General features: G+C 31.9%; 15 protein-coding genes. 9 read left to right on the top strand and 6 right to left on the bottom strand.

From position 1 onward, the window contains the following. The first annotated feature begins 81 nt into the window (after positions 1-81). Entirely contained in the window at positions 82-690 is a 609-nt protein-coding gene (locus LL966_RS09270) for an acyloxyacyl hydrolase (protein WP_229352625.1), read from the top strand. Positions 691-743: 53 nt separating this feature from the next. Here the strand turns inward: LL966_RS09270 and lgt are convergent, their stop codons facing one another. The 5 genes from lgt to LL966_RS09245 all read right to left on the bottom strand — a co-directional run bounded on the left by lgt (position 744) and on the right by LL966_RS09245 (position 5,711). After that, entirely contained in the window at positions 744-1,676 is a 933-nt protein-coding gene (lgt, locus tag LL966_RS09265) for a prolipoprotein diacylglyceryl transferase (protein WP_229352624.1), read from the bottom strand. Between the two features lie 63 nt (positions 1,677-1,739). Beyond that, positions 1,740-1,988, bottom strand: coding sequence for a membrane protein insertion efficiency factor YidD (gene yidD / locus LL966_RS09260; RefSeq protein WP_229352622.1), 249 nt, complete (start codon positions 1,986-1,988; stop codon positions 1,740-1,742). A gap of 86 nt (positions 1,989-2,074) precedes the next feature. Beyond that, positions 2,075-3,556 carry a cysteine--tRNA ligase gene (cysS, locus tag LL966_RS09255; RefSeq protein ID WP_229352620.1) on the bottom strand — a complete coding sequence of 494 codons (1,482 nt, stop codon included), beginning with the start codon at positions 3,554-3,556 and terminating at the stop codon, positions 2,075-2,077. Between the two features lie 83 nt (positions 3,557-3,639). Further along, positions 3,640-4,311, bottom strand: a complete 672-nt coding sequence (gene folE / locus LL966_RS09250) for a GTP cyclohydrolase I FolE (protein WP_229352618.1) — start codon at positions 4,309-4,311, stop codon at positions 3,640-3,642. Positions 4,312-4,514: 203 nt separating this feature from the next. Beyond that, complete coding sequence (locus LL966_RS09245) at positions 4,515-5,711, bottom strand: pyridoxal phosphate-dependent aminotransferase (protein ID WP_229352617.1); 1,197 nt, start codon at positions 5,709-5,711, stop codon at positions 4,515-4,517. A 123-nt stretch (positions 5,712-5,834) separates the two neighbouring features. On the opposite strand from LL966_RS09245, the gene LL966_RS09240 reads away from it, so the two are divergent. The 5 genes from LL966_RS09240 (at position 5,835) to LL966_RS09220 (ending at position 13,585) form a co-directional block, all read left to right on the top strand. Continuing rightward, complete coding sequence (locus LL966_RS09240; RefSeq protein ID WP_229352615.1) at positions 5,835-7,157, top strand: PDZ domain-containing protein; 1,323 nt, start codon at positions 5,835-5,837, stop codon at positions 7,155-7,157. Positions 7,158-7,278: 121 nt separating this feature from the next. Further along, positions 7,279-9,912 carry a gliding motility-associated C-terminal domain-containing protein gene (locus LL966_RS09235; RefSeq protein ID WP_229352613.1) on the top strand — a complete coding sequence of 878 codons (2,634 nt, stop codon included), beginning with the start codon at positions 7,279-7,281 and terminating at the stop codon, positions 9,910-9,912. 31 nt (positions 9,913-9,943) lie between these two features. Beyond that, positions 9,944-10,870: a PorP/SprF family type IX secretion system membrane protein gene (locus LL966_RS09230; RefSeq protein ID WP_229352612.1), complete on the top strand. Its 927-nt coding sequence runs from the start codon at positions 9,944-9,946 to the stop codon at positions 10,868-10,870. Positions 10,871-10,880: 10 nt separating this feature from the next. Continuing rightward, a complete protein-coding gene (locus tag LL966_RS09225) occupies positions 10,881-13,010 on the top strand; it encodes an OmpA family protein (protein ID WP_229352611.1) in 2,130 nt (709 codons plus the stop codon). A gap of 92 nt (positions 13,011-13,102) precedes the next feature. Continuing rightward, entirely contained in the window at positions 13,103-13,585 is a 483-nt protein-coding gene (locus LL966_RS09220) for a hypothetical protein (RefSeq protein ID WP_229352610.1), read from the top strand. A 326-nt stretch (positions 13,586-13,911) separates the two neighbouring features. Here the strand turns inward: LL966_RS09220 and LL966_RS09215 are convergent, their stop codons facing one another. Then, positions 13,912-14,292, bottom strand: coding sequence for a DUF1573 domain-containing protein (locus tag LL966_RS09215; protein WP_229352608.1), 381 nt, complete (start codon positions 14,290-14,292; stop codon positions 13,912-13,914). Positions 14,293-14,582: 290 nt separating this feature from the next. Here LL966_RS09215 and LL966_RS09210 point away from each other — a divergent pair, with 290 nt between their 5' ends. From LL966_RS09210 to LL966_RS09200, 3 genes are all read left to right on the top strand, one after another. After that, positions 14,583-17,216 (top strand): valine--tRNA ligase, encoded by a 2,634-nt coding sequence (locus tag LL966_RS09210; protein ID WP_229352607.1) that lies wholly within the window; start codon positions 14,583-14,585, stop codon positions 17,214-17,216. Positions 17,217-17,545: 329 nt separating this feature from the next. Continuing rightward, entirely contained in the window at positions 17,546-18,571 is a 1,026-nt protein-coding gene (locus LL966_RS09205) for a hypothetical protein (RefSeq protein WP_229352606.1), read from the top strand. Next, positions 18,531-20,876 carry a hypothetical protein gene (locus LL966_RS09200; protein WP_229352605.1) on the top strand — a complete coding sequence of 782 codons (2,346 nt, stop codon included), beginning with the start codon at positions 18,531-18,533 and terminating at the stop codon, positions 20,874-20,876. Before LL966_RS09205 ends, LL966_RS09200 begins: the two co-directional genes overlap by 41 nt. Positions 20,877-20,884: the final 8 nt, after the last annotated feature.

Below are 20,884 nucleotides of genomic sequence, written 5' to 3'. Positions count from 1 at the left end.
AAACTTTGTTTTAATAATAGAAAGATCCAGTGAAAACTGGATCTTTTTTTTATGTTTGTGTTTAAGTTATAAATGCTAATTATGATTAAAAGGATATTTTTCGTTATTACTTTTTTGTTTTCCATAATGCAGTTAAATGCGCAGAATAGTAATTTTAGAATAGGACTCAGTTATGGCTTTGGAAGTGAGTTCAATAATAAGAATTATACTTTTGCTAATCATTTTTATAAAGCGCAAGTTTATTATGGTTTTAAAGAATCTCGGAATTTTGAATATGAAATTTTATTGCAGCCAGAAATTAATTTTGGAAAGCATCAATTATTGAATTTATATTTCGTAAAACCAGAAACTCCTAACTTTGAGCAAAAAAGAATTGAATATATGAAGTTGAAAGAAGTAAGAGAATATGTATTGAATATTGGTTTTATAATTAGAAAACCATTTGCGAAATCATATTCGATCTATTTTCTTGGTAGCGTTGGCCCAATGATAACTGATACAGAAACAGAACGCATGTCTAGTGGTTTTGCTTTTGCAGATGTTTTAGCTGTGGGTTTTACTGCTGATTATAATCAATTTCGATTTGATGTTCGTCCAAGTTTGAGGCATGTTTCTAATGCTGGCTTAGGAAGTACAAACGCGGGTTATAATACAAAAAATATTGAATTTGGTATTTCGTATCAACTGTAAAAAGAAAAGCCCAATATCTTAGATATTGGGCTTTTTATATTCGGAATGGTTTTTTAAGATTCTGCAAGCGGATTTCTCTGTGCTCTAATGATAAAGAAAAGACCAATTATGATAAAAGGAATACTTAACCATTGTCCAGTAGAGAAATATCCTAAAGTGTCTTCTAGTCCTCCTTGTTTTGATTTAACAAATTCTACAATAAAACGAACAACAAATAAAAGAACTAAAAATAAACCAAATAATAGTCCTGTTTTAAGTCTTGCATTTGTTTTCCAATACAGGAAAAACAAGATTGCGAATACAAAAATGTAGCAAAAAGCCTCGTATAATTGAGTTGGATGTTTTACAGGTACTTCTGCTAATAAATTAGCAAATTTTGGATCTGTTACAACTGCATTATAAGCTTCTTTAGGATCGGTAATTCCTGTTTTGCCCACAATTTGATATTTGTCAAATTTATCGTGTAAAAAACGAATTCCGAAAGAAGATGTAGTTTCGTTACCAACAATTTCCGAATTCATAAAATTACCAATACGCACAAAGATGGCTCCACTTGCCACCGGAATTACAACGCGATCTAATATCCATAACATAGGACGTTTTAAGATTTTTTTGCTGTAATAATACATTGCCACAATAATTGCGATTGCTGCACCATGACTAGCTAGACCTTGAAATCCAGTAAAATGAAATTCTGGTTCAAATTTAACAGGCAGAATAATTTCTAATAAATGGTCTTTAAAATAATCCCAGTCATAAAAGAAAACATGTCCTAAACGTGCTCCGATTAAAGTAGCAAGTACTGTCCAAACAAATAATGAGTCTAGTTTTTCAAGTGATTCATTTTCTCTTTCAAAGATTTTTTTCATTATAAACCATCCTAATCCAAAGGCAATTACAAACATTAAGCTGTAATAGCGAATCATAAAAAAACCTAGATCGATTCCTTCAGAAGGATTCCAGATTAAATGTAGGGCATGTGTCATGTAGTATGTTTTTGTATTTATGTAAAAGTAAATATTTAATGTAAAGTACTTATTTGTATAAAGTTAATGTTTATGATTGCATTTTTTTTCTGGTACAGGATCATAACCAGTTCTTCCCCAAGGATGGCAGCTTAGAATCCGTTTTATTCCTAAAAAGCCACCATAAAATAAACCATGAATTTGTAATGCCTGAATCATATAACTGGAACAAGTTGGTTCAAATCTGCAAGTTGCCGGAGTAAACGGGGAAATCGCAGTTTGGTAAAAGCGAACCAATAGTACAAATGGATATATTAAGATTTTGGAAAGCATCTTTATCAATAATTATTTTCTTGCTACGAACTCTTTAATTAGTTGTTTTTAAAAGAACTTTGTTACAACCAAAATTGAAATAGTTCTTACTGTATACTAAACGAAGTTCCTTCTTTTCCGTCTTTTAATTGTATTCCCAAGGCAATCAATTGATCGCGGATTTGATCGGACAATGCAAAATTTTTGTCTGCTCTCGCCTGATTTCTCATTCCGATAAGCATATTTACAACACCTTCTAATTTGTCGTTATCACCATCTGCGTTTTTCTCATCACTAAGACCTAACACATCAAAAACAAAAGCATTTACTGCTGTTTTAAAACTTTCTAAATCTTCAGTTGAGATCGTTTCTTTTCCGTCTTTTAATAAATTAATAAAGCGAACAGCTTCAAACAATTGAGCAATTAAAATAGGGGTGTTAAAATCATCATTCATTGCGTCGTAGCAAAGCTGTTTCCATGCGCCGAAATCAATTGAACTTGTTTTTCCAGCAACAATGTTTGGTAATGCTTCAACAGCTTCCATTAATCTTCTGTATCCTTTTTCAGCTGCAACAATTGCGTCATCAGAAAAGTCTAGAATACTTCTGTAGTGCGCTTGAAGCATAAAGAAACGAGTTACAGAAGCTGAGAATGGTTTGCTTAAGATATTGTTATCTCCACTTAGAATTTCGCCTGGTAAAATATTATTTCCAGTCGATTTTGCCATTTTCTTTCCGTTTAAAGTCAGCATATTGGCGTGCATCCAATAGTTCACTGGAGATTGTCCTGTGCAGGCTTCATTTTGAGCGATTTCACATTCATGGTGCGGGAATTTTAAATCCATTCCACCTCCGTGAATATCAAAATGATTACCAAGATATTTGGTACTCATTGCAGTACATTCAAGATGCCATCCAGGAAAACCATCGCTCCACGGTGATGGCCATCTCATAATATGTTCTGGTTCGGCTTTTTTCCAAAGTGCAAAATCCTGTGGATTTCTTTTGTCTGATTGCCCATCAAGATCACGCGTATTGGCTAGCATATCTTCGATATTTCTGCCGCTTAAGATACCGTAATTGTTGGTTTCGTTATATTTTACAACATCAAAATATACAGAACCGTTGGCTTCATAGCCAATTCCAGTTGCCATAATTTTTTTGATGATCTCAATTTGTTCGATAATATGCCCAGTTGCAGTTGGTTCAATACTTGGCGGTAAGAAGTTGAAAGATTTTAAAATATCATGAAAATCTACCGTATAGCGCTGTACGACCTCCATAGGCTCTAGCTGTTCTAAACGTGCTTTTTTGGCAATTTTATCTTCACCTTCATCTACATCATCTACAATATGTCCAACATCAGTAATATTTCGAACGTAACGAACTTTATAATCAAGATGAAGAAAATATCTGAAAATTACGTCAAAAGACATAAAAGTTCTCACATTTCCTAAATGCACATTGCTATAAACCGTTGGACCACAAACATACATTCCAACATTTCCTTCATGGATTGGTTTGAAATCTTCTTTTTCACCCGAAAGTGAATTGTATATTTTTAATGGTTGCGATGTGTATAAAGGCATATTGTTTTTTACTATTTAATCGTTTATTTTTTTTAATACTTTAATAATTAATCTAATTATAAAATTAGCTAATTAAGCGACTATTAAAATTGTGTTTCTAACTTGATGTAATCTAAGAATTCTCTTTTCGTTTGAGGATCTTTGAATTTTCCACCAAATTCAGAAGTTACTGTACTGCTTTCGATATCTTTAATTCCGCGTGAATTTACACAAAGATGTTTTGCATCGATAACACAAGCAACATCTTCTGTGCCTAAAGCTTTTTGAAGTTCCTGAACAATCTGCATAGTTAAGCGCTCTTGAACCTGAGGTCTTTTTGCGTAATATTCTACAATTCTGTTCATTTTTGATAAACCGATAACGCGTCCGCTTGAGATATAGGCTACGTGAGCACGTCCGATAATTGGCAATAAATGGTGCTCGCAAGTAGAATAAACCGTGATGTTTTTCTCCACAAGCATTTCGCCATATTTGTAATTATTATCAAAGGTAGAAGCTTTTGGCTGTTTTGCTGGGTTAAGACCACCAAAAATCTCTTTTACAAACATCTTTGCAACTCGATTTGGAGTTCCTTTAATGCTGTCATCTGTCAAATCCATTCCAAGAGTTTGTAGAATGCTTTCAACATCTTTTTTAATTTTTTCTATTTTTTCTTCATCAGTTATGTCAAAAGCATCCGGTCTTAAAGGGTTTTGAGCGTTACTGCTGAAATGATTATCTCCTATTTCGTCTAAAAATTCTTCGTTGTTTATCATTAAAAACTACTATTAGTATATGTATTCCTTTTTAAGGCGGTAAAGATAATTAATAAATAGGAAACCTTTTCTATGGTTTTTAGGATTTAATTGCACGTTTTTGAAGATAATTTAATTTCGAGATTTATATTTTGTTATTTCAAAACAAAAAAGACAATAACGAAATGGTTATTGTCTTTTTAAAATTGTATTTAATCAATTGATTATCTGTTGTTATAAGCCAATAATGCTTCTTTTAAGATATTAACAGCTGTAATTAAATCTGATTTATTTAAAACATAAGCAATACGAACCTGATTTAATCCCATTCCAGGAGTCGAATAGAAACCTTTGGCAGGAGCAATCATCACTGTTTCGCCATTTAAATCAAAGCTTTCTAAAAGCCATTGTGCAAAATCGTCAGAGTTTTCTATTGGCAATTCTGCAATGCAATAAAAAGCACCTTTTGGTTTTGTTACAATTACTCCATCAATTTTATTTAATTCTGCGATCAAAGTATCACGACGTTCTTTGTATTCTGAAATTACTTCATCAAAATAACTTTGAGGTGTGTCTATCGCGGCTTCGCAAGCAATCTGCTCAATTGTTGGCGGACTCAAACGAGCCTGAGCAAATTTCATAACTGTTGCTAAAACTTCTTTGTTTTTAGTTACTAAACAGCCAATTCTCGCACCGCACATACTGTAACGTTTCGAAACTGAATCGACCATGATTACATTTTGCTGTACATCTTCTAAATTCATTACAGAAAAATGTACATCATTTCCGTCATACAGAAATTCACGATATACTTCGTCGGCAATTAAGTATAAATCGTGTTTTTTAATTAAACTCGCTAATTGTTTAATTTCTGCTTCAGAATATAAATATCCAGTCGGATTTCCAGGATTGCAAATCAGAATGGCTTTAGTTTTTGGTGTAATCAACTTTTCTACTTCTTCAATGCTAGGCAAAGCAAAAGCAGTTTCAATTGTAGAAACAAGTGGTACTACAGTTGCGCTTGTTGAAGATGCAAATGCATGATAATTAGCATAAAAAGGTTCTGGGATAATGATTTCATCTCCCGGATCTGTAATTGTGGCCAGCGCAAATAGTAAGGCTTCAGAACCACCTGTAGTAACAATGATGTCTTCTGAGTTAACGTTTACATTTTGGCGCTGGTAAAAATGAGCTAATTTTTTTCTATAGCTTTCATATCCGGCAGACGGACTGTATTCTATAAGAGTTAAATCAATATTTTTTACCGCCTCGATGGCCACTTCGGGAGTCTTGATATCCGGTTGACCAATGTTTAGATGATACACTTTGTGTCCTTTTTTCTTTGCTAAATCTGCAAAAGGAGCCAGCTTGCGTATCGGAGATTCAGGCATGTTTCTGCCTTTGTGTGAAATTGTTGGCATGAGTATAAATTATTGAAGTGCAAATTTGCATTTTTTTTTCGAATTTAACGTAAACAATATGGGTACTTGCAAAAATGTAACAATAATAAATATATTTACTAATTTTATAATAAAATATTGTCAATGAAAAAATATATAGTATTGTTTTTTGGGGTATTCTTACCTTTTACGCTTTTTGGACAAGGCGATTTTTTAATGGAGAACAATGCGACTAAGGTTACAATCCCTTTCAAATTAATAAATAATCTTATTTTTATTCCCATAAAAGTAAATGGAGTGGAGCTGAATTTTTTGCTTGATTCTGGTGTCGAAGAAACTATTTTGTTCAGCATGGAAGAGAAACAAGAAGTAAGCTTTAATAATGTTGAAAAAATCAAACTTCGCGGATTAGGAAGTGAAGAAGAAATCGAAGGACTTAAATCGACTAAAAATATTTTAGAAACTCATGGTTTAAAGTCAAACGACCATATGGTTTATATTATTTTGGACCAAAGTTTCAATCTTTCTTCGCATATCGGAATTCCTGTTAATGGGATTATCGGACATAAATTTTTCAAGAATAATTTGGTTGAAATTAATTATCAAAAAAAGAGAATTGTTGTTCATTCTAAAAACACTAAATTTCAAGAAAAGCTCGATAAAAAATTTAAATTGATTCCGATAACTATTGAAAGATCAAAACCATATATTGTGACCATAGCCACGGTAAATAATGAAAAAATAGATGCAAAGCTTTTAATTGACCTAGGAAACAGTGATGCTTTTTGGATTTTTGAAAACAGTAAAATCAAGCTTCCGGATAAAAATTTCCCTGATTTTTTAGGAAAGGGATTTAGTGGTGATATTGAAGGACATCGTGCCAAAATAGACCAGTTTTCTATGGATGATTTTGATTTTAAAAAGCCTATCGTTTCTTTTCCAGATTCACTATCTATTCGCAATGTAAAGATGGTTCCGGGGCGTATTGGTTCGATAGGTGGCGAAATATTAAAAAGATTTACAGTAGTTTTAGACTATAAAGAGAAAAAACTTTATTTGAAAAAGAATACCAAATTTGGAGAACCTTTTACATATAATAAAAGTGGAATCTCCATTCAGCATAATGGACTTCAATGGGTTCAAGAAACCGTGCATATGGAGACTGTTAGAGTGGCCAATACACTTGAGGAGTTTCAAGGAGATAAGAATAACAATAATTTTAAATACAAATTTGCTCTAAAGCCGGTTTATGAAATCGTGAATGTCCGTAAAAATTCTGCTGCCGAAAAATGCGGATTACGTAAAGGAGATATTATTGTTAGCATTAATAAAATTCAGCCCTACAGATACAGCTTGCAGCAAATAAATAATCTCTTAAAATCAGAAGAAGATATTTGGGTTAATATGGAAGTGGAAAGAAATAGTGTGGTCTTAAAATTTAGATTTAAGCTTGAGGACGAACTGTAATCTCATGTAAAATAGATCTGTAGTATACTATTTTGCTTTAAATTTATTTTTGTGAAAAAATGTTTGTTAAAATCGTGTTTAATATTTAGATATTTTATTATGTTTAACAAAAATTTAATCTATGACAAAAAACTACATTAATTTATTAAGGTTTATAATAATTTTTATTTTTTTAAACTTTTATTCTTCAAAAATTAATGCTCAATGTGCAGGTACAGATGGACAAAAAATAATTTGTGATATTGAGAATCCAGTTAATGAGTCATTGTCTTTATTTTCATTATTAGGAGGCTCTCCAGTTCCCGGAGGTACATGGTCTGATGATAACAATTTAAAAGGTCTAGATCCTGCTACAGGAATTTTGCGTCCTCAAATTATTACTAAGGGAGGTACTTATCATTATACCTATACAGCTCCTGATAGTTCAGGTTGTACCAATAATAAAGCGGTGGTAACTATTACAATTGGTGCATTTCCAGGAGTAGGATCACAAGCAACTGTTTGTAACGATAGTAATTATTTTAACCTTTTTACGGCATTTGATAGTAATTCAATGGGGCCGCATTCAAATGGGCAGTGGAGAAATAGCTTGGGAGAATATGTTGAACCTTCTATATATATTGGTGATATTGATAAAAAAACGACACTTCAATTTACATATACAGTGCCACCCGTATTAGAATGCTCGCCTGCATCAAAATCGACAACAGTCTTAGTAACTGTTTTAAGAGCTCCTAAACCTGGAAGTCCAGAAAATTTACAGTTGTGCGGAAGTAATGGATTAACAGCATACACCAATTTAGATTTGAATGATCGACTTACAGGAGAAGATAGTGGAGGAACATGGACTGGTCCAGGGATTACCTCTAGAACAGATCACAATGTTAATCTTCAAGAATTGTTTGACACTTCTGGACCCGGGACATATAACTTCCGATATAATGTTTTGGCAGTACCTGATAATTTTATATGTAGTAATAAATATTCTGATGTTTCAATTGTACTAGAAAAAAGACTTGATTTTACAGGTGCAAAAATTGAGGTTTTTAGTGATATTTGCGAATCTAGTATTTCTACGGCATCCTACTACGGTAAAATTACTCAAGGTCCTGATAGCATACCTATTGGGCAGTATGAATTATCATATACGATTACTGGACCAAGTTCTGGATCTGAAAAGATATTAGGGTATTTTATAAATGGAGAATTTATTTTTCCAATCAATTCTTCTTATTTTCGCCAAGTTGGAAAATTTACTATAAATGCGACAAAAATTGTAGCAACTTCTAGCTATAATACGTGTACAGATATTTTTAGTCCATTTTCGACAGTTTTGACGATTTACCCATTACCGCGTTTAAATGGAGCTACACTTACTTCAACTCCGACTTGTCAGAACAAAGCGGGATTAATGCAAATAGATGCGCTTCAATTACTTGATGGAGACTATCGCATAACGTACAATGTAAATGGTGATAATATAGCAACAGGGCAAACTGCAATTATAAAAGCAGTAGGAGGAAAGGCAACTTTTGAGGTTCCTGGAAATTTAAATACAAAAAGTGGATTATCGGTTATTACAATTTTGAATATCGTAAACATTACTAGTCCAGCACCACAATGTGCAAATACATCTAATTTAGTTGGAAATTTAAACATACTTCCACTTCCAAATGCTACAACTGTTAGTGTTGCGGTTAATAATTATTGTTTAAATGATCCCGTTTCTGTTGCTATTTCAGGATTAGGAAATTTAACAAATGCTAAGATTTCATATCAGTTATCAGATAGTAATGTTTCTGCTGTCCAAACTATTACACAAGCAGTAACAAACGGAAGGTTAGATTTTGTCATTCCAGCAGCTTTGCTTCAGAATTTTGGCAGCACTAAGATTAACTTACTAAATATAACTAATACTGTCACAACCTGCGATGTTAATTTGACTAATATAGCAGATGATTTTGTTCTGTATCCACTTCCAGTTGCGCCAAATGTGACCGATCAGCAATTCTGTAAAGTGGATGAGGCAGCAATCGCTATTTTGGAACCGAGAGGAGCGCAATATAAATGGTATAATTCTCCAACGGCAACAACACCATTAGCATCTACTTTACTTTTACAATCGGGTAATTATTATGTAAAGGAAACTTCTGCAACCGGCTGTGTCTCTCAAGCATCCATGGTTACTGTTACAATAACTGATACACCAGCTCCAGTTTTAAATTCGGATGGGCAAAATTTCTGTGGATTAAAAAATCCTACTATTGCAGATTTATCTAATAATACCAATGTATCTTCAACAGTAGTTTGGTATGATGCTCCAAACAGCGGAAACTTATTAGCTTCAACGACTCCTTTGACAGAACAAGGCAGATATTACGGATTCAATTTCCCAGATACAGATTGTTTTTCTTCAGAATATATTGAAGTCACTGTAACACTAACATCTTGCGATGATGTATCGAATGACTTTTTTGTGCCCGATGGTTTTTCTCCAAACGGAGATGGTACAAATGATTCGTTTGTGATTAAGGATATTGAATTTTTATATCCTAATTATACTCTCGAAATTTATAATAGATATGGAGTCGGAATGTATAAAGGAGATAAAAATAAACCAGCTTGGGATGGAAAAAATTATGAAAAGAGTGGAATAGCAGGTGGAATAGCGCCCAATGGAGTTTATTTTTATGTGCTTCATTTCAATAAAGAGAATAAACCGCCGAAACAAGGCCGTCTTTATTTAAATCGATAAATCTCTTTTATATTTTTAATATAATTTCCAAATGAAAAAAATACTATTCTTTATAAATTTCCTTTTCTATTTGTCCGTTTCTGCACAGCAAGATCCAGAATACACGCATTATATGTATAATATGAGTGTTGTGAATCCTGCTTATGCAACGGGAGTTCCTGCCATGATGAATTTTGGGGGACTTTACAGAACACAATGGGTTGGTGCTTATGGTGCTCCCAAAACATTTACATTTTTCGGACATAGTGCTATCACAGATAAAATAGAAGCTGGAATTTCGTTTGTCTCAGATGATATTGGTGACGGGGCTAAAAAAGAAAATAATGTCTATGCTGATTTTGCATATGTTTTAAAATTAAGTAATAAAGATAAACTGTCGCTAGGTTTAAAAGCCGGTTTTTCATCTATGCAAAGCAATTTTAATGGATTTCGATTTACAGATCCTCAAACCGATTTTGCTTTTTCAGAAAATATAAATGCAACAAAACCGAATATTGGAGTTGGAGCTTATTATTTTAGAGATAATCTTTATGTTGGATTGTCTGTTCCTAATTTACTTAAATCGAAATACATTCAAGAAAAATCTGGAATAAATGCTTTTGGTTCTGAAGAAATACATACCTTTTTAACGGCAGGTTACGTTTTTCAGCTGAATGATATGTTGAAACTGAAACCTGCATTTATGTCCAAATTTGTCAAAGGTGCGCCTATTACTTTAGATGTTACAGCAAATGTATTGTACAATGAAAAATTTGAATTTGGTGTAGCCTATCGAATTGAGGATTCAGTAAGCGCATTGTTTAATATCAATGTGACACCAACATTGAGAGTTGGTTACGCTTACGATTACACACTTACCAACTTCGGACAGTTTAATTCTGGTACTCATGAAATTATGCTGTTATTCGATTTAGACTTGTTAGGAAAAGGATTTGATAAATCACCAAGATTCTTCTAAGATGAAAAATATGAAAAAACTACTTGTTATTATATTCGTATTTTCAATACAGTTTATAAATGCTCAAGATCAGGAATTGATTAGAGCAAAGAAATTTTTTGATAGAACATATTATACTGAAGCGATTGTTCTGTATCAAAAATTAGCAGACGAAAGACCTTCGCAAGAAGTAATTAAAAATTTAGCAGATTCCTATTTCTATACAAATGATTTAGTGAAGGCACAGCGCTATTACAGATTATTGGTAAAGAATTACAATAAGGATTTAAATAGAGAATACTATTTTAGATACGCTCAGACTTTAAAAGCAACAAATAGTGTTGAAGACTCAAATATTAATTTAAAAGAATATTATGCATTATCTGGAAATCCTGATGATGTTGTAAATTTTGAAAAAAGCTTAAAAACGTTAGAAAATGTTTCAGCAATTGGAAAACGTTTTGAGATCAAAAATCTTGCTATCAATACACCAAATTCAGAATTTGGAGCCGTAAAATATAATGATGATTTAGTCTTTGCCGGAGTAAAACTAAAACCTGGACTATTGGATAAAAAGTTTAAATGGGACAATGAGACCTATTTAAATTTAGTTTCAATTCCATTAAAAAATTTAAATTCAGCTGATTCCGTTGTTCATTATTTTGCTAAAGAATTGAAAACTGGAATGCACGAATCGAATGCTGTTTTTACAAAAGATGGCAAAACAATTTATTTTACCAGAAATAATTCCAAAAACGGAAAAAGAAGAAAAGACGAAAAGAAAATTTCAAATCTTCAAATCTTTAAAGCGGAATTGGTTAATGGAAAATGGACTAATATTACATCACTTCCGTTCAATAGCCCAAATTATTCTGTGGAACATCCGGCTTTAAGTGCAGATGAAAAAGTATTGTATTTTGCTTCAGATATGCCAGGTTCGTTGGGATCATTTGATATTTATTCTGTCAATATAAATAAAGGTGCATTTGATACTCCAAAAAATTTAGGTCCGAATGTAAACACAGATAAAAGAGAGCAGTTTCCTTTCGCTTCAATGGATAATAAACTTTATTTTTCTTCGGATGGACATTTAGGATACGGATCTTTAGACGTTTTTGTTTCTGAAATTAAAGGTTCAGAATATGGAGAAGCCGTAAATATCGGATTGCCTTTAAATTCAAATTTAGACGATTTTGCCTTTAATATTGATTCAAATTCCAAAGAAGGATATTTTGCTTCGAATAGAGAAGGAGGAAAAGGAAGCGATGATATTTATCAATTTAAAGAAATAAAAGACTTAATTGTTGAAGATTGCAAACAGTTTATTGCAGGAACAATCACTGATGTCGATACCAAATTGGCTTTAGAAAATGCAACTGTAATTTTGCAAGATTCAGAAAATAAAACTTTGAATACTATTACAACTACTGCAGACGGGAAATTCAGTTTTACAGTGGCTTGCGAGGCTTCTTATAAAGTTAGTGCTTTCAAAGAAAATTATACTAATGCTTCTACAATTCTGACTTTAGATAAAACCAGAGATAAAAGTAATGATGCTTCATTAGCTTTAAAATCTTTAGAAGCCATTAAACAGGAAGAAAAGTTGATTGCTGAAAATAAGAGAAAGCAGGAAATTATTATAGAAGAAAATAATAAGAAGAAAGAAGCACTTGCAGCAATTGAATTGAAAGAAAAAGAGAAGAAAGCCAAAGAAGCAGCAATAGTTGCTGCTGAAGTGAAAAAGACTGAAAAAGTAAAAGAGATTTTAGCACAGGAAAAAGATGTTATAAAAGATAAAGACAGATTAATCATTAAGACGGATCCGATTTATTTTGACTACAATATGTGGTACATTCGTAAAGAATCGAAAGTCGTTTTGGGTAGAGTTGTCGAATTGATGAAAAAATATCCAGGAATGGTAATCGAAATTGGCTCGCATACCGATTCTCGAGGAAATGCAAAATTCAATGAAGATTTATCTCAAAAAAGAGCCAATTCAACTAGAGAATTTATTATTCAATCAGGAATTGATGCTAAAAGAGTTTCAGCAAAAGGATATGGAGAATCGGTACCAATTATAAAATGCAAAACAGATGAAGCTTGTTCTGAAGAAGATCATGAATTGAATAGAAGATCTGAATTTGTAATTAAAAATTTGTAGATATTTAACTAATAAATTTTAAGAAAGAAGCCTTTATATTGGCTTCTTTTTTATTAATTTTATAATATAACCCTGAAATAAAATATTCAATTATGAGAAAGCTAGTTTTATCTTGTTTGATTTTGCCTTTAATAGGACTTCAAAGCTGTAAAAATGATCAAAAACAAAAAGAAGCTGAAGCAGCAAAAGCTGAAGGAGAAAAAGTTGTAAGTAGTGCATGTTATAAAGCGATTTATGAAAAGGACACTTTAGATTTGACATTGAATACATTAAAAAACGGAAAACTTGCAGGAGATTTGGTTATGAAAGTTGCGCCTTCAACTGTGAGAACAGGAGAAGTTGCGGGTGAGTTTCATGGTGATACTTTATTTGTAGATTATACTTTTAAGGATAATGTGAATAAAGATAAAACTTTCAAAAATCCAATGGCACTTTTAAAACGCAATAACCAGCTTATTTTAGGAAACGGAACCATGCAGACTACGATGGGTGTTACGTATTTAGTTAAAGACAAACCAATTGATTTTGAAAATGTAAAATACAAATTTGATTCAGTTGAATGTGCTGGTAAATAGAGAAAAGATTTGAGTAGCAAGATGCTTTTCGGTAAAGAGAAAATAGGCTGTCTCAAAAGGACAGCTTTTTTGTTGGATATAAATATTTATAAAAAAGATATATCTGAAAAACCCCAGCGGGGTGAAATATTTATAGAGTCGTAGTAGGACAAATGAAAAAAGCTCCAGAGGAGCGATATATTTTTTCTACAGTCTTAATATATTTCGCTCCTCCGGAGCTTTATGCTGTAAACATTTTTTTGCTATAAATATTTCGCTTCTCCGAAGCTCATAAAAAAAGGCTGTCACTAATGACAACCTTTATGTTATTTTTAGATATAAAATCCTTATTGAACTTCTCCTTTAATTTTTAAGGCAACTCGTCCGTCAGGATAATTTACTGCGTTTGTTTCAACGGTAATGGTTTTACGGATAGGACCAGCAACCATATTATATTTTACGTCGATTTTTCCTTTTTTGCCTGGCTGAATTGCTGCCGCTGGTTTTGTAACGATTATAGAACTTACGGTAGATTCTGCACCTGTAATTAATAAAGGAGCATCTCCAGTGTTTGTAAATTCAAAGGAACGAAGTCCATTGTCACCTTTAGAAATCTTTCCATAATCAATTGTATTGTCTGGGGCTGCAAATTCAATTTTTGGGCCATTTTGTGCATAACCTATTGCACTAAACAATAAGACTGCAATAAAAGAGGCTGCATTTTTCATATGAAATTAGTTTTTAATTGTAAGTAAATATACATTCTTTTAATTAACACACAAATTAATAATTCGCTTTTTATAGTCTACTTAATTATTTACTTTTGCTCTCAGTTATAATTACAAAAATTGAACCAATTTTTTTGTTTAACTCTTTAATCGTTTATTTGTTTAATCGTTGAGATTGAATTGTAAATGATGTTAGCAAGATAGAAAAACAATCAAAATAATTCAATTTTACATTATAATAATCAAAACCGATTAACCGGTTAAACAAATAAACGATTAAACATAAATAGATGACAATTCCAGCACAATTTGACGCTAAGACGATTGAGAACAAATGGTATGATTACTGGATGAAAAACAATTATTTTCATTCAGAACCAGATCATAGAACACCGTACACCATTGTAATCCCGCCGCCGAACGTCACTGGAGTCCTTCACATGGGACATATGTTGAATAATACGATTCAGGATGTTTTAATTCGTAGAGCAAGACTTAAAGGTTTCAATGCCTGCTGGGTTCCTGGAACAGATCACGCATCTATTGCTACTGAAGCAAAAGTTGTGGCTAAATTAAAAGCAGAAGGAATCAATAAAAACGATTTAACTCGTGAAGAATTCCTAAAACACGCTTGGGAATGGACAGATAAATACGGAGGAACAATCTTAGAACAGCTTAAAAAATTAGGTGCTTCTTGCGATTGGGAACGTACCAAATTTACCATGGATCCAGATATGTCTGCATCTGTAATTCGCTCTTTTGTTGATTTGTATAACAAAGGATTAATTTACAGAGGATATCGTATGGTAAACTGGGATCCTGAAGCAAAAACGACTCTTTCTGACGAAGAGGTTATTTACGAAGAACAGCAAGGAAAATTATTTTTCTTAAAATATAAAATTGAAGGTTCAGAAGATTTCTTGACTATCGCAACGACACGTCCAGAAACTATTTTTGGAGATACTGCAATCTGTATTAATCCAAACGATGAGCGTTTTACACATTTAAAAGGTAAAAAAGCGATTGTTCCAATTTGCGGAAGAGTAATTCCAATTATCGAAGACGAATATGTAGATGTTGAATTCGGAACAGGATGTTTGAAAGTGACTCCTGCACACGATATGAACGATAAAACGTTAGGAGAAAAACACAATCTTGAAATCGTTGATATTTTTAATGAAGACGCAACTTTAAATAGTTTCGGATTACATTATCAAGGAAAAGATCGTTTTGTGGTTCGTACTGAAATTGCGAAAGAGTTAGAAGAAATTGGCGCTTTAGCAAAAACAGAAACGCATTTAAATAAAGTTGGAACTTCTGAAAGAACCAAAGCGGTAATCGAACCAAGATTATCTGACCAATGGTTCTTGAAAATGGAAGATTTAGTAAAACCAGCAATTAAGGCGGTTTTAGAAACAGGAGATATTAAATTACATCCAAAACGTTTCGAGAACACCTATGCGCATTGGTTAAACAACATTCGCGATTGGAATATTTCTCGTCAGTTATGGTGGGGACAACAAATTCCGGCTTACTATTATGGAGATGGAAAAGAAGATTTCGTAGTGGCTGAAAACATCGAAGACGCGTTAGTTTTAGCAAAAGAAAGAACCAACAACCAACAACTAACAACCGACAACTTAAAACAAGATGTTGACGCGTTAGATACGTGGTTTTCATCTTGGTTATGGCCAATGTCTGTTTTTGGTGGAATCATGGATCCAGAAAGTCCAGATTTCAAATATTACTATCCAACAAATGACTTGGTAACTGGTCCGGATATTTTATTTTTCTGGGTGGCGAGAATGATCATTGCTGGTTACGAATATGCAGGAGAAAAACCATTTACAAACGTATATTTAACTGGTTTAGTTCGTGATAAACAACGTCGTAAAATGTCTAAATCATTAGGAAATTCTCCTGATCCTTTAGATTTAATCGAAAAGTTTGGTGCAGATGGAGTTCGTGTAGGATTGCTTTTAAGTGCTTCTGCCGGAAACGATATTATGTTTGATGAAGAATTATGCCTACAAGGAAAATCATTCACAAACAAAATATGGAATGCCTTCAAATTGATTAAAGGTTGGGAAGTTTCTGAAACGATTCCACAGCCAGAATCATCAAAAGTAGCAATCGAATGGTACGAAGCAAAATTGCAACAGACTTTAGTTGATATCGAGGATAATTTTGAGAAATACAGAATTTCAGATTCATTAATGGCGATTTACAAATTAGTTTGGGATGATTTCTGTTCTTGGTTCTTAGAAATGATCAAGCCAGCTTATCAACAGCCAATTGACAGCGTAACTTTCGCGAAAGCGATAGAAATGTTAGAAAGCAACTTAAAGTTATTGCATCCGTTTATGCCTTTCTTGACAGAAGAAATCTGGCAATTAATTGCAGAAAGATCACCAGAAGAAGCTTTAATTGTTTCAACTTGGCCAGAATTAAAACCATTTGACGCTAAATTAATTGCTGATTTTGAAAATTCTATTGAAGTAATCTCTGGAATTAGAACGATCAGAAAAGACAAAAATATTCCGTTTAAAGATGCAATCGAATTAAAAGGAATTAATAGCGAAAATGTTTCTACTTATTTTGATTCAATCATAACGAAATTAGGAAATGTTTCTGCTTTCGAATATGTTTCTGAAAAAGTAGATGGAGCATTGTCTTTCCGTGTAAAATCAAATGAATATTTCATTCCGATTACAGGAAACATCGATATGGAAGCAGAAATTGCAAAATTGAAAGAAGAATTGAATTACACAAAAGGATTCTTGAAATCTGTTGAAGCAAAACTTTCTAACGAGAAATTCGTAAACGGAGCTCCAGAGAAAGTTTTAATTATAGAAAAACAAAAACAAGCCGATGCGTTAGCTAAAATTGCTACAATCGAGCAGAGTTTGGCTGGTTTGAAGTAAGAAATCAAACTTAGTTTTAATACTAAACCCGACAGATTTTTAAAATTTGTCGGGTTTCTTGTTTTTATACATCTTGTTTGTCATTCCGAGGAACGAGGAATCACACTAGTGAATCAACAAAGATTGGCGACTTTCTTTGTGGAATTTCGCGTGTAATTCCTCGTTCCTCGGAATGACAAAAAAGGTACTTTCGTTTATAAAACATGCTAGAATTGTTATTTCTATTAGCATCGTTTTTTCTCAAAAAATAGTTGTTATTTTTTAATTTTTATATTTCAAAATGATATAAATTTAATACGATTTTACGCTATCTAAATTTTCTTTTTCTAATGAAAAAACACTTCTTTTTTGCCTTTATTTTAGGCTTCTTTTTATCTTGTTCGAATAAGATTGAAAAGGTTGAAAAAGCCATTTATTACTGGAAAAGTAACGGTTGGGAATTGAATTATAAAGAAACTTCAATTCTGAAAGATTTAAAAATAAGGAAGTTTTATATTAAATTTTTTGAGATAGACCATAACGAAGCTTATGGAGATTTTCCAATTTCTAAAACTTCTTTACGTCTTTATCAGTTGGACAGTCTTGATATTGTTCCAACGGTTTATATTAAGAATGAAGTTTTCAAAAATACCAATAAAGAAAGATTAGACACATTGGCGAGCAATGTTACTTTTTTAATTAATAAATATAAAAAAGATAGATTTTTAAAAGCCAATCCAATTAATGAGTTTCAAATGGATTGTGATTGGACATTGACTACAAAAGAGAATTATTTCTATTTTTTAAAAAGGTTAAAATTAATTTCCGGAAAAGAAATAAGCTGCACCTTACGGCTTTATCCTTATAAATATCCCGAAAAAATGGGGGTGCCTCCAGTAGATAAAACCACTTTGATGTGTTATAATTTGATAAATCCATTAGAAAATCATTCTAAAAATTCCATTTTAGATATTGAAGAATTAAAACTTTATCTCGATAAGAAAAGGAAATATCTATTGCATTTAGATATTGCGCTGCCCACTTATTCTTGGATGCAGGTTTATAAAAACGATCATTTTTATAAAGTGATTTATGATGGACAGAAAGAGGTTTTAAAATCTTTAAAAGAAATAAAACCGTTATGGTATGAGGTTACAAAAGATACCGTAGTCGATAATTTTTACTTAAGAATTGGCGACAAGATTAAATACGAAAATCTAACCTCAAAGAAAATTAATGAAGCAATTGAAGTAATCAAAAAAAATGTAGACTTTGATGCTAACACAACAGTAACATTATTTCATTTAGACGAAGAACAATTAAGCAATTACAGCAATGAAGAACTTTCTGGGTTTTATAGCAATTTTAGTAAGTAATAGCATTTTTGCTTGTGGTTTCTATCCGTTTGGAGAAGAAATCAGATATTCATTTCTAAACCCTTCAAATTTTAATTACTATTCTTATTCAGAATTTAATTATTCTTATAATACTTTTTATCCGAATGAAAATGGAGTTTACCCAAAAGGCTCAATTGATGAAAATGAGAAACTTTGGATAAAATATTGCCATGATAAAGTTTCTGTTGAAGCGATAAGAAGTGTTTTGTATGATTTTAAAGAACAAGATATTAACGAAAAAGCTTCTAATGAAATGCTTCAGTATTTATATAAGACTAAAAATATTGAAGCTATAAATTATTTGAAGTTTGCTAAAACCTGCGAATTTTTTAATGGCATATATGAAGATCCGTGGGAGAGAAGGGAAGGCGCAACAATGCCAAAAAGACAAAATCTTATTGATAAAGCAATAGCTGTTTCAAACAAAACGAAAGACAATGAAATCAAACTTCGATATACTTTCTTGGCGATTAGATTAGCATATTATAATTATGATTTTGAGAAAATTAAACTATTGTATGATACGGTTTTTAAAACTCAAAAAAAGAAAGATATATTAAATTATTGGAGTTTGTATTTTAGAACATTTGCTGAAACAGATAAAGCTTTAGCAAATTTTTATGAGGCTCAAGTTTTTGTAAAAGCGCCCGATAAACGTTTTATGATTTCTCAGTCTTTCAATTCTAAAATTCCTTTAGAAGAAGTTCTAAAATATGCTACAACTAACGAAGAACGAGCGAATGTATATTTTCTATCTGGCATAAAAAAGAGCGATCAGGCATTGTTTTGTCTAGAGCAAATATATAGATACAATCCTAAATTTGAAGGGCTTTCGTTTTTATTGTTGCGAGAAATCAATAAAATTGAAGATTGGGTTTTTACTCCTTATTATTCATTATTTAATCCGGCAATTTCAAAATTTAATGATTGGGATCAAGTAAAAAGTAATTCAATACAAGATATTTTAAATCGAGTAGAAAATGACAGAACTTATGCACATAAAGTATTTCAATTTGTAAAAAATGTAAATCTAAAAAAGATCAATGATCCTATTTTGTGGAAAATAGGAAAATCTTATCTGTCTTTTATAACCAGAAATAACCAAAATTGCCTGAATGAAATTGCAACTTTAGAAAAAAAGATTACTAAGAAAGATTCTCTTTATAATCAAATACAAATCATAAAAGCTTTGGCTTTAACTGCAAATCAGGAAAAAGGAAAAGCTGTAATTTTGGAAGAAGTGAAGCCAATTCTGCTTAAAAATCAAAAACACAAAAAATTTCTATTCGCGATTGGAAGAGAATTAGAATACAAGCAGAATTTTACAGATGCCGCTTTTTTATATTCAAAGCTTGATGGTGCAGCAGCAGAATATGGTGATCATTATGAATATAATATTGCGGTTTGGAAAAATAAGAAAAGCAAAAGCAGTTATAGAGATTTTTATTCGGACTATTTCGACTACATTGATGCAAGTTACACGCCAGAGCAAGTAATAAATATGGTTGAAGAAGTCGAAAGTAAAAGCAAAAATTTGGATTCTTTTTCTAAATGGAAAAAAAGTTATGTTAAGAATCAAATTCCGAGGTTGTATGACTTAATTGGAACAAAATATATTCGACAAAATAAGTTAGAACTTGCAGCCCTGTATTTTGCTAAATTGGATAGCAAAAAATTGGCTAGTTATACCGACTGTCTTTGGGAAAAACCAAATTGTACGGGAACAGATAAGTATAATGTAAATCCGTTTTTTGTTCTTAAATACACGCCAACGTTTATTAAGCAGGAAAAGCTTTTTAAATTAAATAAAAGAAGTATTACCGAACATTTGATATTGTACCTTAAAAAAGCTTCAAATCCTAAAGAAGAAAATAGAGACTATTATTATTTTTTGGTGGCGAATGCCTACTATAATATGACTCATAAGGGAAATTCATGGATGATGCGCCGTTATTATTCGAGTTACATAGATGATGATCCTTTTGAAGATGAGAAAGAATATAATGAAAGTAATCTGGCACAGAAATATTATTTGCTGTCATTAAAAAATGCAAAAACGCATCAATTTAAAGCTTTGTGTTTAAGGATGATTGGTCGTTGTGAGAAAAATAAATTGGAATATCAATATCCAAATAATTATGAGAATAGAATTGAAAACTATGATAATTTCCTTTTGAGTAAAAATAGATATTATCAAGATTTAAAATCAAAATATAAAGATGATTATGAGATTCTAATGTCTGATTGCAGTTCTTTTGAAGAGTATTTTAAAGCGAGAAGATAATTAAACCC

This window comes from Flavobacterium chungbukense, assembly GCF_020805785.1.
GTDB lineage: Bacteria > Bacteroidota > Bacteroidia > Flavobacteriales > Flavobacteriaceae > Flavobacterium > Flavobacterium chungbukense.
Note: the sequence above shows the minus strand (reverse complement) of the source record. Positions and strands in the feature narration are given on the sequence as shown.

What these genes read in the sequence shown, in the direction of transcription:
- LL966_RS09215 (WP_229352608.1), bottom strand. Translation starts at nt 14,292, where the DNA reads ATGAAAAATGCAGCCTCTTTTATTGCAGTCTTATTGTTTAGTGCAATA.
- LL966_RS09240 (WP_229352615.1), top strand. Translation starts at nt 5,835, where the DNA reads ATGAAAAAATATATAGTATTGTTTTTTGGGGTATTCTTACCTTTTACG.
- yidD (WP_229352622.1), bottom strand. Translation starts at nt 1,988, where the DNA reads ATGCTTTCCAAAATCTTAATATATCCATTTGTACTATTGGTTCGCTTT.
- LL966_RS09245 (WP_229352617.1), bottom strand. Translation starts at nt 5,711, where the DNA reads ATGCCAACAATTTCACACAAAGGCAGAAACATGCCTGAATCTCCGATA.
- LL966_RS09225 (WP_229352611.1), top strand. Translation starts at nt 10,881, where the DNA reads ATGAAAAAACTACTTGTTATTATATTCGTATTTTCAATACAGTTTATA.
- LL966_RS09210 (WP_229352607.1), top strand. Translation starts at nt 14,583, where the DNA reads ATGACAATTCCAGCACAATTTGACGCTAAGACGATTGAGAACAAATGG.
- lgt (WP_229352624.1), bottom strand. Translation starts at nt 1,676, where the DNA reads ATGACACATGCCCTACATTTAATCTGGAATCCTTCTGAAGGAATCGAT.
- LL966_RS09220 (WP_229352610.1), top strand. Translation starts at nt 13,103, where the DNA reads ATGAGAAAGCTAGTTTTATCTTGTTTGATTTTGCCTTTAATAGGACTT.
- LL966_RS09230 (WP_229352612.1), top strand. Translation starts at nt 9,944, where the DNA reads ATGAAAAAAATACTATTCTTTATAAATTTCCTTTTCTATTTGTCCGTT.
- folE (WP_229352618.1), bottom strand. Translation starts at nt 4,311, where the DNA reads ATGATAAACAACGAAGAATTTTTAGACGAAATAGGAGATAATCATTTC.
- LL966_RS09205 (WP_229352606.1), top strand. Translation starts at nt 17,546, where the DNA reads ATGAAAAAACACTTCTTTTTTGCCTTTATTTTAGGCTTCTTTTTATCT.
- LL966_RS09235 (WP_229352613.1), top strand. Translation starts at nt 7,279, where the DNA reads ATGACAAAAAACTACATTAATTTATTAAGGTTTATAATAATTTTTATT.
- LL966_RS09270 (WP_229352625.1), top strand. Translation starts at nt 82, where the DNA reads ATGATTAAAAGGATATTTTTCGTTATTACTTTTTTGTTTTCCATAATG.
- cysS (WP_229352620.1), bottom strand. Translation starts at nt 3,556, where the DNA reads ATGCCTTTATACACATCGCAACCATTAAAAATATACAATTCACTTTCG.
- LL966_RS09200 (WP_229352605.1), top strand. Translation starts at nt 18,531, where the DNA reads ATGAAGAACTTTCTGGGTTTTATAGCAATTTTAGTAAGTAATAGCATT.